Here is a 14,943-nt window from a genome sequence, read left to right as displayed (position 1 = left end):
TGTCCCCGCCCCCCGTCGTTCCTGCGCAGGCAAAGCCTGCCCCTGCGAAGGCAGGGGAACCCCAGCAAACCCGCCCCACCACACTATGACACCGCACTCTTGCCCCAACCCCGCCCCGTCCGCTACCGTCACCCCATGCGCAACACCGCCACGCCCCCCAGCCGGCCAACCCGCCCCGCCCAGGACCGCATCCCGTCCACGGCCTGAAGTGCGGAGGTTGCTTATGCTGCGGCAAGCATTCACCTTGTAGCTGAACTGTGCCGCCGCAGCTGCAAAGCGAAGGCCGAGGGTGCGGTCACGGGGGAAACAACCGTCAGGTTTGTAGCTGGAATGTGCAAAGATAACTACAAAAACAACCGGAACCAATCTCCCGCAGCTACGGCGACTCAGGGAAACAACCGGCCCCTGCGCAACACCCGTCGATGGCCTCCTGCCAAGGGGCGACCGGCGTCACCCGCACGCGCCCCACGACGCCGCTCATGCCACGCAACTGGTCGATCCTGCGAATTGTTCCGCGAAAAGCCTTTCGTTTGTAGCTGGAATGTGCCATATCAGCTACAAACGAAACAGGGTGCCTGTCGCATCCGCGAGTGCTGGAATCCGGCCCATGCTCCTCAGCACAGAGCGCACCGGGTCCCGGACGCAACAGGACCTCAGGGGGAGTGGTCGCCCGCACCGCGTAATATCCCTTCCTCCCGCGAGCGGGGGAAGGTTGGGATGGGGGCCGCCGCGCCCCAACCACACTATGACACCGCACCCTTGCGCCTGGTCATCTCCCCCCGCTACCCTCTTGCCATGAACGGCGAAAGCAGGGCGCACTGGGTGCGCTCGCACCGGGTCGCCGGCACAGTCCCCAACCGGCGCACGTTTCCGCCCGCTACAGATACGAATTGTTTCCCGGATAGAGCGTGCATATTCGTAGCTGTAGACACCCTTAACAGCTACGAATTGATAGCCGAAAACAATTCCGCGCACGGAACGCGCGGCTACGTCGAGGCGCGGAAAAACAGGCCAATGGCCGGATGCAAAGAGAGAGCGGCGCACGGGCCGTGTAGCGCTCCCCCGTAAAATGCAACAGGACCCCAGTTTGTGCCGCCAAGAGTAAATTGCATTGACGCCCGAGAGTGCGGTTGCTAATCTTTGTGCACTTGTGACGCATTTCCCAAGACTACCTGCATAGAGGTGTGCCATGCCTTCCGGCCCCGTTGAGGAACTCAATCCGCCGCGCCGTACCCTCTTGGGGCCCGGCCCCAGTGACGTCGACCCGCGTGTGCTTCGCGCAATGTCCGCGCCTATCCTGGGCTACCTGGACCCGGAGTTCATCAAGATCATGGACGGCGTAGCGCAGATGCTGCGCGAGGTCTTCGGCACGGAGGAGGCGTTCACCTTACCTGTCTCCGGCACCGGATCCGCCGGCATGGAGGCTGCCCTCGCCAACCTGCTTGAGCCCGGCGACGTTGCGGTTGTCGTCGAGAACGGCTTCTTTGGTCTTCGTCTTGAAGAGATTGCTTCCCGGCAGGGAGCAACGGTCGTGCCCGTGCCTGTCGAGTGGGGCAAGACTGCCGACCCCGACACCGTAAAGGCTGTCCTCAAGCAGCAGCCCAAGGTAAAGCTGCTCGCAGCCGTCCATGCCGAAACCTCGACGGGCGTGCTTCAGCCGCTCGACAAGCTCGCCCAGCTAGCACACGAGCACGATGCCCTCTTCCTCGTCGACGCCGTAACCTCCCTCGGCGGCTCTCATGTGGACTTTGACGACATTGACATCGACTTTGCCTACAGCGCGACGCAGAAGTGCCTGGGTGCGCCCCCCGGAATGTCTCCTGTGGCTGTCAGCGCCAGGGGCCTCGACGCCATCCGCAGCCGCACGGAAAAGGCCCGCAGCTGGTACCTGGACTTGGGTTTGCTGCTTCAGTACTGGGCCGGGGGGACCCGCATCTACCATCACACGGCGCCCATGAGTATGATCTACGCGCTTCGAGAGGCGCTGCGATTGGTGTTGCAGGAAGGCCTGGGCAACCGAATTGCCCGCCACCGCCGCAACGGCCGCGCCCTTCGTGCCGGGTTGACGGCCCTCGGCCTTGGGCTGCTGGTGCCTGAGGACTACTGCACGTACCAGCTCACCAGCGTCCATGTGCCGGAAGGCGTCGATGACGCCGGCCTGCGCCGACGCCTGCTCACCGAGCACAACATCGAGATCGGCGGCGGGTTGGGCCAGTTCGCGGGCAAGATGTGGCGCATTGGGCTTATGGGCGAGTCGTCCACATCCAGCAATGTGCTCATTCTGCTGTCATCGCTGGAGGCCCTGTTGCCGCAGTTCGGGTACGAGGTAGCGTCCGGGGCGGGCGTTGCCGCCGCCAGCCAGAGCCTTGCGGCCGACTAGGGTCTAGGCCGAAAGAAAGCGCACAAAGGCCTCATTAGCCAGGAACCTGCCTTGTCTTGTGAGCCTCAGCACGGCATTCAGCCCCTCGCCATCGACTCGCAGAAGCTCTAGCGCCACACTCTTTGCGATGGCCTCACCGTAGACGTCGTGCAGGCCAACGCCAAAGCGCCCGTGGAAGGACCGCTCCGAAACGCCCTCTCCCAAACGCAGTCCCAAGATGACGCTGTCCGCCATCTCCGTACGTGCGTCAATGGGGTCGATGTCAGCTACCGGCCCCGGTCGCTCGCGCAAGAGCGCGTCTACGCCGCCAGTTAGCGCCTCCCATGCCCGAACTCTGGTTATGTACCCCACCGGCGACCTCATATTGGCAAATCGGTAGCCGCCAAGGAAGGAGTGTGCCCCAGGCCCGACTCCGAGGTACGGCACGTTGCGCCAGTACGCGATGTTGTGGCGGCTTTCCATGCCGGGGCACGCCCAGTTGGAAATCTCGTAGTTGGTGAGGCCCGCTTTGGCGAAGGCATTGTCCGCCCACCAATACATGTCGGCGGCGAGGTCGGTGTCCTGCTCCGGCAGGACACCGTCGGCGGCCTGCTTGCCGAAGGGCGTGCCTTCTTCCATCGTGAGCGCGTACGCCGAGACGTGTTGCGGGCCCGCCCCGACTACCTCCTTGACGGTACTCCTCCAAGTGTCCATGCCTTGGTGCGGCAGCCCATACATCAGGTCGGCACTGAAGTTGGTGAATCCGGCATTAGTTATGTTTGCCAGGGCTGCGAGCGCCTCGGCCGCGCCGTGCCGCCGTCCGAGCATCCGCAACTCGGCCTCGTCAAGGGACTGCACGCCGAGGCTAATGCGGTTCACGCCCATCTCCCGGAACGCCGACAAACGCGCGATGGAGGCGTCGTCGGGGTTTACCTCAGCCGTGATCTCGGCACCGGCGGCGATGGGGAAGGCCTCGCGCACGGACGACAGCAGCCCGGCCATCTGCACCGGTGAGAGCATCGAGGGCGTGCCGCCGCCAAGGAAGACAGTGTTCACCGTTGGGTGTCCAAGGGTGGTGCCCCACACCTCAATCTCACGCTCCAGTGCAGAGAGGTATGGTGGGAGCAGGTGGTTGATGCCCGCATAGGTGTTGAAATCGCAGTAGGGGCACTTTGTCTCGCAGAAGGGGATGTGAACGTAGAGTGCAATGCCGCCACTGAGGCTGCGGGCTGTTTCGCTGACGTGGGGCTGAGCGAGCGGTTGCGTATTCATGGTGTCGGCGGACTACACGCTGAAGAGGAAGTTGATGATGTCGCCATCTTGGACCGGGTAGGTCTTGCCTTCGGAACGCAGGTGTCCAGCCTTGCGGGCTGCCGCAAGCCCTCCATCCGCCATCAGGTCGCCGTAGGTCACGACCTCCGCACGAATGAACCCCCGCTCGATGTCCGAGTGCACCTTGCCCGCCGCACGTTGCGCAGGTGTTTCTCTCGCGATGGTCCACGCGCGGACCTCATCGGGGCCAACGGTCAGGAAGGACACCAGCCCTAACAACGCGTAGGACGCCTCAGCCACGCGGTCGCGTCCCGGCTGACCTGCGTCCAGCGAAGCGCGGAACTCCGCCTCGTCATCCTCCGGCAACTGCGCAAGCTCCTCCTCCAGGCTGGCGCACAGTGCGACTACCTCTCGACTGGTCTGAGAGAGCCGGGCCCGCCACTCGGCCTCTAACGTCGGCACATCTGCGACATCGTCTTCAGAGATATTGAGCACGATCATCATCGGCTTGGCTGTGGTCAGATTGAAATTGGCCAGCGTCGCCCTGTCCTCGGCCACGACTTCCTGTTGGTAGACGGGGATTTCCTGCTCCAGGCCATTCTTGACTCGCTCGACCATTGCGGCCTCATGCTCAATGGCGCCACGGTCCGCGGCGCGTGCGCCCTTCAGGGATGCGTTCAGCCGCTCCAGGCGCCGCTCCAGGATGCCCAGGTCGACCATAGCGAGCTCCAGGTCCATTGAGACTATGGCGTCCTCCGGTGGCTCTCCGCCGTCGTCGAAAGCACGAACCACGTGCACAAAGGCGTCGGCACGCTGCATCAGGTTCAGGATTTCGCCACTCACGCCGGCGCCGCGATTACGTCCGCCGCCCATCCCCGGAGTGTCGATGTACTGGATCTCCGCGGGCACTATGCGTTGCGGATTGAACATCTCCGCCAATGGGCCCAGCCGATCGTCGGGCACCTTGGCTACGCCGATGTTGCCGCCGCTCCGCCCGCCCGGCGCAGTTTGCCGGTGGGTGAGGGCGCTGAACAACGAGGTCTTGCCGCTCTGTGCAAAGCCGATGATCAGGAGGTCCATGGCAACTCGTCTGGAAGTGGGTACAATGCGTCCTTGGCAATGCCGGAACGTTTCTTCATACTTAACACGCACCCATTATAGCTTGGGAGGGGCATTCCCATGAATAGGCTCCCGGAGGCCGCCACCGCGTGATCTACCTCCTGCACGGACTGGACACCTACTCGCTTCGGGCGTTCCTCGACACGCTACGCGACGCTGTCGGCATGCCCGACGTGCGGGACGCCAACATCACGACCTTGCTGGCATCTGAGGTCGTGCCTGACACGCTCGTCATTATGTGCCAGTCAATACCCTTCCTTGCGGAGCGCCGACTCGTCATTGTGGAGGGGCTACTGAGCTCGCTGGCAGGCGATGGCCGCAGCGGACGCGGGCGCGGCGGGGGACAGCGAGTGGCGGAATGGGGTGAGCGAATTGCTTCCTTCAGCAGAGCGCTGCCCCCCACGACGGACCTGGTCTTCGCCGAGGGCCAGCTTCGGCCCAACCACCCGCTGCTGCGCGACCTGACCGTCGTCGCAGAGGTGCGAGAGTTCCCGCCACTCAACCCCAACGAGCTCCGCGGCTGGGTACAAACCCGGGTCATGGCCTGCGGCGGCAGCATGACCACGCAGGCGGTGCAGCTTCTTGTTGATCTGGTGGGACCCGACCTTTGGGCGCTCTCAGGAGAGGTGGAGAAGCTCACACTCTACGCCGCGGGCAGGGCGGTGACGCCCGAGGACGTGGAGGAGTTGGTGGTCTCCGCACGCGAGGTGAGTGTTTTCGCGATGGTTGACGCCGTGCTGGAGGGCAACGGGGCTGTCGCCATGCGCAGCCTAACGCGGCTGCTGGAGGGCGACGCCACTGTGACTTACCTGCTCGCGATGCTGGCACGCCAAGTACGCCTCACAGTGCTGGCCAAGGACTTGCTGGCGAAGCAGGTGCCGCAGGGCGAGCTTGGCAGCCGACTGAGCATCACGTCGGCGTACCCGCTGCGGAAGACGCTCGAGATGGCGCGGCGGTTCTCGCCGAGTGCTCTTCAGCGCCTGCATCGGGGACTGCTGGACACTGACGCCTCCATCAAGACGGGCGCGTTGCCGGAGCGCCTCGCACTGGAGTATCTCATTGCGGAGGTCTGCCAATTCGCCTCACGGGGCTCGGCCTCCGCACGTCAGTAGCGAGCCGACACCAACCACAGTCTTCGGAGACCTGCCGGGAACTCAGTTATTCAACGAATTACTCGTTTCTTTTCCAGTGTAGCTATGAAATCTTCCTGCGAATGTAAGTTTCATAGCTACAGAACCGCATCTCGGGAAGGAAGATTTTGTAAATCGGCGAAACGAGTCCCCCTTCCCGCACACTCGATGGCCCTAGAGTAAACACCAGGGGTCGGTTTACAACGAAAGGATTAGCTACATTGAAGCGATAAGCGTTGGAGAGACGCAAGAGTTGGAGGCAGGGTGCGTATTTCATTCGCGTAAAGTAACGGGGTTTGTTGGTTGAGGACAATGACTCCCTGTCAGGGGATGCGGTCAGCGAATTGCCTAACATCTACAGGAATGACGCGAGGGCAGGCCGAGGGAAGAGTCGCAATCCGGCCAAGAGGGGGCGGTGGACCAATCGCCCCCTCGCTGTTGTACTCAATTTCCCGACGTGAGACAGATCAACGCTGTCCCGTCCCTGCACGGGGAGCGCCGCCCGTAGTGTCCACAGCTGCCGAAGAACCGTCCCACCACGAGGTCATGGCGTCCACCTCGGCGCGCTCTTCCGCCGTGAGTACCCACTCAGACGCCTTCACGTGGGCGATGATGTGCTCCGGCCTGTCGCAGCCGTTGATGATTACGGGAATCTCCGGGTGAGAGAGCAGCCACGCCAATGCAAGCTCCGAAATAGTGTGGCCGTGCTCCTGTGCGAAGGCCTCCAGCCGCAGCAGCATGTGCTCCGTGCGATCGTTGCGGACGTTGGCCGTCATTCCCGTCGGCACCAGGTCCGCACGGCTGCCGGGAGGCGGGGGCTGTCCCGGCCGGTAGGTGCCGGTCAGGAAACCGCCGGCAAGCGGGAAGTAGGGGATGAATGCCGTATTGTACTTGCGGCAGAAGGGCAGGATTTCCAGTTCCACGTGCCGGTACAACATGTTGTAGTGGTTCTGGGTGGACACGAACCACGAGAGGTCGTTGGCTTCCGCAACCTGCAGCGCTTCCATCTGCCGCCATGACGCGTAGTTGCAGTTGCCGACGTAGCGGACCTTGCCCGCCTTTACCAGCTCTTCAAGCGGCTCCAGTATCTCCTCCGCAGGCACGTCCGGGTTCACGTGGTGGATCTGATAGAGGTCGATATGGTCCGTGTGGAGTTTGGTCAGGCTCTCGTCGATCTTGCGCATGATGCGCTCCCGGGGCGTTTCGTCGCCCAAGTTGGAGAGGTTGAACTTGGTCGCCAGGATGAAGTCGTCGCGGTGGTCCGCCAAGTAGGCGCCGATGTTGGTCTCGCTCTCGCCCTGGGCGTACATATCCGCAGTGTCAATGTAGTTGACCCCGAGTTCACGCGCCTGGTCCAGCACTCGCGCGGTCATCTCCTTATCGCACAAGGGCGGACCGAATGGATAGCCGCCCAGTCCGATGACTGAGGGCATGAGGTCCGTTGATCCCAGCTTCCTGTGCTCCATTCTGCGTCTCCTTGCGGTGTGTCAGATGCTGTCTTACCCTTTGACAAGCTCAGGGTAAACTGAGCCTCCCTTTACGCGGCGGCCTGCAGTGTGTTGACTTGCTCCGCGATGAACTGCTTCACGACCTCAACCATTCGGTCCGTCGCCGGACCAGGCTCATTAGCGAAGCCGTGGGGCTCGCCCTCAAACTTTTCAAAGCGCACGCTCCCACCGGCAGCCGCGTAGGACCCAACGAAGCGCTCGGCGTGCTCCACGGGGACATTCTCGTCCGCGGTGCCGTGGATGACGAGGGTCGGGGGCATCGCTACGGTCTCGCCGCGGTCGAGCAGCTCCTGCGGGTTGCCCTCATGCATTGCTTCCTCGGTCAGGAAGTAGCCCTCGGTGTTGGTGATGAGGCGCTCGCTGCCGTTGGCCTTCGCGACCTCGTACCGCGCATGGGAGTCGATGACCGGCCAGCAGACGACCATCCAGTCGAGCCTAGCCTCGGCGCTCCCCTCCAGCAGCAGTGCGCTGTAGCGCGAGTCGTTTGGGCGCATGCCGGCCAGGGGCAGCGTGTGCCCGCCGCTGGAGTAGCCGATAGCGCCGACCGCGCCCGGGTCGCCATTGTACTTCTCGGCATGCATCCTGCCCCAGCGAATTGCGAGGTTCGCGTCCTGCACCTGCGCGGGGTAGGGAAACTCGGGCGCCACGCGCAGGCCAATGGTCATCACCACCACGCCACTGGCGGCGATTGGACCGCTGGTGACGGCGTTGTTGGTGTGGTCACCGCGGCTCCAGGCGCCGCCGTGGACGCTAACCAGCACCGGGAACGGCCCGGGGCCATCGGGCTGGTACACGCGTGCGTAGCGCACGGCGCCGTCCGTGCTTAGGTACACAACGTCCTTTTCAGTGACGGAGTAGGAAGCAGAGGGGTCGTATCGCAGTTCCTGTCGAGTTGCCATGTCGATGTTCCTCCTTCCGTTGTCCAACGAGCCTGCGCCCAGGCAGCCGTCGACCGTCTTCGGCGTGATGTGCCGCGATTGTACACGATTCGGCGGACGCTAGCCCCCGGGCTCCGCAACCGGTGCCGGCGCCTGCGTGCTCCTGCCAAACGCACCGCTCAAGTCTCTGACTTGACCGTCCCTTGCGATGCCTAGCGTGGTTATGGCGAGGAGGAAACCCGCGCTGATGACGACTGCGGCAGTGACGCCAATGGCGTTGGCCACGCTGCCCATCTGCAGGCCACCCATGGGCTGTGCCACGGAGTGCATCATGCTCCGCAGGCCCATCACCCTGCCGCGGAACTCGTCCGGGACCAGGGCGTGCAGCGTTGCCTGCGTGGTGACGTTGAACAGCTGGTTGCTTGCGGAGGCCACCCATTCCATCATGACGAGAAGCCAGAACCAAGGAGCAAGGGCAAACACAATCAACGCGCACCCAAAACTCCATGAGCCGCCCAAGATGAGCCAACCGTGCCGGCGGAAGCGTCCCAGCGACCCGCCGACGACGGCCCCCGTCAGTCCGCCGACGCCGCCCGCTGACGATAGCACCGCCAGCGAGACGCCCGTCGCCTCACCGAGGAGCTTGTCGGCAAATACTGGGAGAAGGATCATGTGTCCTCCTCCAAAGAATGCATTTGAGAAACTCGTCAGGATGATGAGCAGGAAGATGCGGTTGTTCCCCACATAGCTCAGTCCCTCTACAAGACTCTGGAAGCCTCCACCCGCGGCTGCGCGGCGGATGGGAGGTACGCGAACCCAGAGCAGGGCGAGGGTGAACACGAGCGTGAGCCCAGACATCACGTACAGCGCGGTCGCCGCACCTTCCAGACCCATGCCGACCCGGTCAATGAGCACCCCGGCGATGATAGGCGCGAACATGCGGGTACCAGGGTGTACGGCGGAGTTGAGGCCCACGGCGCTCATCATGTGTTGTCTGTCGATGAGGTTGGGGAAGAGGGCCTGCCGGGAGGGCTGCATGAACGCTTCGCACGCTCCCGTGCCGAAGACCACGGCCAGCACGTGCCACACCTCGACGGTGCCGCTGAAGATGAGCGTCGCGAGCGTGGCGAAGAGCGCGGCCGTGAGCGTCGAGGCCCCGATGAGCAGCTTGCGCTGGTCCAGCTTGTCGGCTAGCACGCCGCCCACCAGGTTCATGATGATACCGGGCACGGCGCGGGCGAGACCCAGCAACCCCAATTGAAGCGCCGACCCAGTCAGATCGAAGATGAGCCACATCTGAGTGACGATGGCCATCTGCTGGCCGGCCACGGCGACCGCATGGCCACTCCAGTACAACCGGAAGTCCCGGTGCACAAGCGCGGTCAGGAGCGGAAACCGCCTCAGAATGAGGTTGAGCACAGACCGTTGCCCTTCAAGCGGTAGGGTACGGCTACTATACAGCAAGGAGGGAGGATGAGTGCGGGGCAATGTGCTGCAGCAGAGCGCGGCGCATTCTATGGTTGACGCGCACTAAAGAGGAGCCCCCCGACCCTGTGAGGGCCGGGGGGCTTCACTCCACACTACTTAGGAACGAGGTCAGCCGTTACCGGGTGCCGCGGATGTTCCAGAAGTGGGTCCAGGTTCCGGACACGGTGCCGGGGAAGACCCAGTCTTCCACCACGTCAGGGTTGACAGTTGCGTGTACGGGCACCCAGAAGAGCGGCATTGCCAGGTATTCATCGTAGATGCGGTTCGTGGCTGCCTGAATGAACTGGTTCTGTACGTCCAGGTCCAGGGACGTGCGGGCCTTCTGGAAGACCTCTTCCACGATGAAGTCCTCGGCGCCGCCGCCGCGAGGCGGTGAGGTGTGGTGGCCGAGGCGCAACGCCAAGATCGGTGGCGCGATCAGCACACCAAGGGTGATGTGGTTGTCGTAGTCCAGCGCGCGGCCGCGGTTGAGGCGCTGCGCGCGGTCGACGGTCAGTAGATTGACCTTGACGCCGACGTCAGTCCACATCTGGGCAACCGACTCGATCACGTCCGGTCCGCCAGAGTACTGCTGCATCTCCAAGATGAACATGTTGGTTTCCAGCGGGTTGTTGGAGTCGTAACCGGCCGCGCGAAGGTGGTTGCGAGCGGCCACCGGGTCGTAGCCGTACTTCTCGTCAAACTCGTCCTTCCACCGCTGGTTGAAGGCGCCGTGTGTCTCGGCTACGTGGATTGCGTGCATCTTCTGTCCGAGGTTGAAGAAGAAGGCGTCGTTCAGGGCGTCACGGTTGATTGCGCGGTTCAAGGCGGCACGAACGTCCCTGTTCAACAACGGGGTGTCGAACTTGTAACCGGCGCTCGGGTCATCAGGTTCATTCAGGTAGACGCCCTGCATCTGGAAGAACGTCCGCATTGTGTTGACTCTGCCCGTGATTACTTTGAATCCCCTCTCGATAGCGGAGGGTTCCTGCTCAAAGGGGATGTTCGTGATGTGGATCTCGTTGCTGAGCAGTCCCGCCAGGCGGGTGGAGTTCTCCGTGATCCAGCGAACCTCTATCTCTTCAAAGTCCGCGTCCAAACGCCAGTGCGGTTGGGGGAGTTTCTTGTAGATGATGTTCTGGTCCTGTTCACGGGAGACGAAGGTGTACGGGCCAGTTCCATTTATGGGACGCGAAATTCGATTGTCCTTGTCGTCATCGGGGAAGGTGTTGAGGTCGGCGCGGCTGCTGATCTCCATGCCGCCCACCTGGTTGGCGATGAAGTCCAGGGCGTCGGCGTCAGGCTCTTCCCACCGGAATACCACTTCGTGGTCGCTGACAATCTCAAACTCGGCATTCCGCATCAAGGCGCGGATACTGCTGGTAGAGGACTCGTGAATAAGGTCCTCACGCGTCCAGGCAATGTCATCCGCCGTCATCACACCGGACTCATTACCGTCCACGTCGTGGAAGGCGATGCCCTCCTCCAGGAAGAAACGGAGTCCCGCGCCGTTCGGCTCAACCTCCCAGCTCTTGGCCAGGCCCGGGATGAGCTGACGGGTCTCCGGGTGGGTGTCCATCAGGTACTCATACATGGGCTTGAGCTGGAAAGCAGAGGTAGAGCCCATGTGGCGGGGGGCGTTGGTCAAGGCCGACGGCGGAATGAGGCCCAGGACTACTCGAGTAGTTTTGGGGCCTTCCTTGTCCATCATGGCGTCGCCCGAAGACGGCGCGGGGTCTGCAGTTACCGGCGCCGGAGTTGCCGGCGAAGTCAGGTTGGCGTCGGGAAATTGGACCGGCGCCGGCGTGGGGACGGCTGCAACGGGGTCCGCAGTCGTCCCGGTGTCCTCATCATCGCTGTTGCCACAGGCGACAAACAAGGCTGCCGCAGTCAGGGCAGCAAATAGAAGGAATACGCGTCTCCATTGCACGGCTCTTGACATGAAAGCCTCCTCCCATGGTACGCCGTTTATCCGGCGCAGATTGCCCCGTAAAGCCAAACTACGATGCCGTACGGGTGAATGCTGGCAGTATATAGCGGCATTTCGCTATGTCAAGAGCAGTTGCCACTACACCCGGATAACGGGCATTGAGAAGGAGGGATCAACGAAAGCGTTTGGCCCTGCAATAAGGCGTTCGGCCACCCGCGCCGTTAAGGCGGCTGCTATGGCGCGAGTGTCTGCAGTGTCGAGCGTGCTTCCGCCAGCAAGTCGCCAAGCTGGGGGTTCGGGCAGTCCCGCTGCTGGTAGTCATCAAAGAGCTCCAGGCCAAGCTCCAGGTTGGCGCGGCCTTCCTCTCGGTCTCCCAACGCGATTTGCGTCAGGCCGTGGCCCAAGTAGACATAGAGGTTTTCAAAGCCCAGATCCAAGGCGCGAGTGTAATCTGCCTTCGCCTCCTCGTACCTGCCTCCCTTGTAATAGACATAGGCGCGCGTATCCAGGTAGTTATGCTCGTCTGGCTCCAACTCAATGGATACATTGATGTCGTCCAGTGCCTCGCCTATCTGAAGGAGATTGACGCGTACCAGGGCGCGATTGTTGTGGTATGCGGCCTTCAAGATGGTATAGCGAAGCCTTTGCCTGTCGGTTTCCTGAGGCAGCTCCTCCACCAATTCCAAAGCCGTGTTGAAATCGGCCAGTGCCAACTCATAGTCGAAGGCGTACCAATAGGCATGCCCTCTGGTGGCCACGGTGACGGGGTTGTCCGGCAGCAGCCTCACCGCTCGCGAGTGGTCCGCGATAGCGGGGCGGATCTTGCACTGTTCCTCGTAGGCCTCAGCCCGCCATATGTAGGGCTGGGCCTCCGCCGGGTCTAGTTCAATGGACTTGGTGGCGGCGTAGACCGCTCGCTCCGGCTCACCGTTGACCAGGAGGAAGGCCGCCCAGTCCTCAAAGGTCTTGGCGTCCGGGTACTCCGCGCCCTCTTCCATGATCACCGAGTAGTGAATGATCTCTACGATGGAGCCGTCCACCACCACGACGACGTGGTAGAAGCCTAACTCCAGCTCTCCATCGGGCGTGAGGGTGGACCAATGCACGTCGGCGTCGGCGTCCGGCTCGGTGGGACCGAGCACGTCCAGCACGCTGTGGAAGCGGTCAACGCGGAACCAATGAAAGGCGACATCGGAGTCGGCGCCCAGAGAATCGAAGCGCACGACGGCGACGAGGGCGGGCGTGTCTGGATAAAACACGGTGTCCTCGCCCGTGGGGGCCTTGCTGACGTTGGAGTAGCCCGTTCCCACCCCCTGGCGGGCTATGGTGAGGTCCGGGAACTCCAGCGCCGGGTTAGGCAAGCTTGCCCCGCGGACCAGCGTGTCGAACTGCGGCTCCAGCGCGGCCAATGCCGCCTGCTCCGGCCCTTTCAGCACAAAGACGATCCCCACCCGCCCAACGGCAGCGGTGTATATCTTGAAATAGGTGACCACCCCGTCTTCCGTGGTGGACTCTGCGCGATTCACCAGCCGAACCATGCCGTTCACCCGCTGGCCGGCGGTCTGCCGGACCAAGAAGGAGGGGTGCGCGCGCTCCATCTTGTCCAGCACGACATCCTCCGTGTAGTCGAACACATCGAGGGGCCGGGTGAGAATGTGGAGGTCCACGGCGACATCCGCCTCATGCCCCGGGGCGCTGGCCATGACCGTCCGCCCCTCCTGCGTCAGGTCCCAATCGCCGGGGTAGTCAAAGGAGAAGTCAAAGACGCCGCTGGTGTAAGTGGACACCCCCACCGGCTCCGGCGTCGGCTCGGGCGTGGGGGTCGGAGGCACCGGCGTAGGCGTCGGAGCGGGAGGCGCCACGAAAGTAGCAGTCGGCTGCGGCGCCGGTGTGGGTGCAGGCTCAGACGGCGCCTGTGTCGGTTCTGCAGTCGGCTCGGCCGTGGGGGCCGCGGTCGGGACGGGCGGCGGCACCGCTGTGGCGACCGGCTCCGGTTCCGGCTCGCCCGTGCAAGCCGAAAACAAGAAGGCGCCCGCGAGCGCCACAAGCGCTGCCAACAGGAACAATCTCACATTAGTAGATTTCACTTTGCTTCTCCATCGTAAGGGTTTCGAGGCAAAGCCCCTTAGGACTGGCAGGACATCGGAAGATGGGCAACCGTCTTTCATTGTAAAACAGGGTTGGCCCTAGAGGGTAGAGATATGGTCTCATTTAGGGAGAAAGGCAGTCAGGATGCAGTTTCTATGGGTGGATAGTTGCAAATCTGGGAGTTTTCTGGCACCATGCGGCCATGAAGATCGGCGCATTTGAGTTCACTGAACCGATCCCTCACATTGAAGAGCCGCACGTCATCGCCATGCTCTACCCATGGCTCGACGCAGGCAGCGTGGGCACACTCACCCTGCGCCGTCTCGAGCGTTACTTCGGCTCCCAGGAGCTTGGCCGATTGGAGAAGCCAGGCGCCTTCTTCGACTTCACGCGCTACCGCCCGACGACGCGTTTTCGCAACGGGCAGCGCGTGCAGCGTGTCCCCAACACCCGGGTGAGCCACTTGTCGGGCCTCACAGATCCGCCCATCATTCTGATGCAGGTGCGCGAACCTCACGCAAACGCCGAGGACTACATCGCCTCCATCCTCGAAGTGTTGAAGGCGCTACATGTGAAGCGGTACAGCCGCATCGGGGCCATGTACGACGCCGCGCCGCACACTCGCCCCCTCCAAGTCACCGGCACCCTCAACGGCGAACCGATGACGGGCCTGCGGGGGCTCGTCTCGCGGCGGCGCAGCAACTACGAGGGGCCAACCTCGATCATGAACCTCCTCTCGCAGGAGTTACCCAAGATCGGCGTCGAGGATGTCAGCTTCATGGTTCGGCTGCCGCAGTACGCGCAATTGGAGCACGACTACGCGGGCACGGCGCGGCTGCTGGAAATCCTCGCCACCGTCTACACCATGCCTGCAGACCTCCCGCAGACAGAGGCGGGCCGCAAACAGTACGCAGAGCTCGACTCGGAGATCAAGAACAACCCGGCGGCGCAGGAGTTGGTCAAGCGCTTGGAATCCTACTACGACTCGCGCCACCCCAACTCGGCGGAGGAGCGTTCCGCCGAAGAAGAAGCCGCTTCGGACCTCCCCGCCGACATCCAGAGCTTCCTCGCGGACATGAGCCAGCGCCTGGACAACCCGAACTAGGGTTGTCCGGCGCTGGGGTTGTCGTCGCGACTTCTCTCGCGCTATTCATCCTTTATCCAGTCTTTAGTGTACACTAACCTGTATTGG

The 14,943-nt window shown here is 62.8% G+C and carries 10 protein-coding genes; 3 read left to right on the top strand and 7 right to left on the bottom strand.

Annotation, left to right across the window (positions count from 1 at the left end; all coding sequences use genetic code 11):
- Positions 1 to 1,189: 1,189 nt before the first annotated feature.
- Positions 1,190 to 2,380, top strand: a complete 1,191-nt coding sequence (locus tag OXC99_11100) for an alanine--glyoxylate aminotransferase family protein (GenBank protein ID MCY4625530.1) — start codon at positions 1,190 to 1,192, stop codon at positions 2,378 to 2,380.
- 3 nt (positions 2,381 to 2,383) lie between these two features.
- On the opposite strand, the gene hemW is transcribed toward OXC99_11100, so the two are convergent.
- Positions 2,384 to 3,631: a radical SAM family heme chaperone HemW gene (gene hemW, locus OXC99_11095; GenBank protein ID MCY4625529.1), complete on the bottom strand. Its 1,248-nt coding sequence runs from the start codon at positions 3,629 to 3,631 to the stop codon at positions 2,384 to 2,386.
- A gap of 12 nt (positions 3,632 to 3,643) precedes the next feature.
- Positions 3,644 to 4,711: a DUF933 domain-containing protein gene (locus tag OXC99_11090; GenBank protein ID MCY4625528.1), complete on the bottom strand. Its 1,068-nt coding sequence runs from the start codon at positions 4,709 to 4,711 to the stop codon at positions 3,644 to 3,646.
- Positions 4,712 to 4,839: 128 nt separating this feature from the next.
- On the opposite strand from OXC99_11090, the gene holA reads away from it, so the two are divergent.
- Positions 4,840 to 5,862 (top strand): DNA polymerase III subunit delta, encoded by a 1,023-nt coding sequence (gene holA, locus OXC99_11085; GenBank protein MCY4625527.1) that lies wholly within the window; start codon positions 4,840 to 4,842, stop codon positions 5,860 to 5,862.
- A gap of 485 nt (positions 5,863 to 6,347) precedes the next feature.
- On the opposite strand, the gene OXC99_11080 is transcribed toward holA, so the two are convergent.
- The 5 genes from OXC99_11080 to OXC99_11060 form a co-directional block, all read right to left on the bottom strand.
- On the bottom strand, positions 6,348 to 7,346 hold the full coding sequence (locus tag OXC99_11080; GenBank protein ID MCY4625526.1) for an aldo/keto reductase: 999 nt from the start codon (positions 7,344 to 7,346) through the stop codon (positions 6,348 to 6,350).
- 71 nt (positions 7,347 to 7,417) lie between these two features.
- Positions 7,418 to 8,287, bottom strand: a complete 870-nt coding sequence (locus OXC99_11075) for an alpha/beta hydrolase (protein ID MCY4625525.1) — start codon at positions 8,285 to 8,287, stop codon at positions 7,418 to 7,420.
- Positions 8,288 to 8,386: 99 nt separating this feature from the next.
- Positions 8,387 to 9,685 (bottom strand): MFS transporter, encoded by a 1,299-nt coding sequence (locus OXC99_11070; GenBank protein MCY4625524.1) that lies wholly within the window; start codon positions 9,683 to 9,685, stop codon positions 8,387 to 8,389.
- A 184-nt stretch (positions 9,686 to 9,869) separates the two neighbouring features.
- Positions 9,870 to 11,675 (bottom strand): ABC transporter substrate-binding protein, encoded by a 1,806-nt coding sequence (locus OXC99_11065; protein MCY4625523.1) that lies wholly within the window; start codon positions 11,673 to 11,675, stop codon positions 9,870 to 9,872.
- A 221-nt stretch (positions 11,676 to 11,896) separates the two neighbouring features.
- Positions 11,897 to 13,720, bottom strand: coding sequence for a tetratricopeptide repeat protein (locus OXC99_11060; protein MCY4625522.1), 1,824 nt, complete (start codon positions 13,718 to 13,720; stop codon positions 11,897 to 11,899).
- A gap of 233 nt (positions 13,721 to 13,953) precedes the next feature.
- Here OXC99_11060 and OXC99_11055 point away from each other — a divergent pair, with 233 nt between their 5' ends.
- The gene (locus OXC99_11055) at positions 13,954 to 14,856 is read left to right on the top strand and encodes a PAC2 family protein (GenBank protein MCY4625521.1); all 903 of its coding nucleotides are present in this window, start codon (positions 13,954 to 13,956) and stop codon (positions 14,854 to 14,856) included.
- The last annotated feature ends 87 nt before the right edge of the window (positions 14,857 to 14,943 follow it).

This window comes from Chloroflexota bacterium, assembly GCA_026713825.1.
Classification (GTDB): Bacteria; Chloroflexota; Dehalococcoidia; order Lucifugimonadales; family UBA1127; genus UBA1127.
The sequence above is the reverse complement of the archived record's forward strand: the minus strand, read 5'-3'. Positions and strand labels throughout refer to the sequence as shown.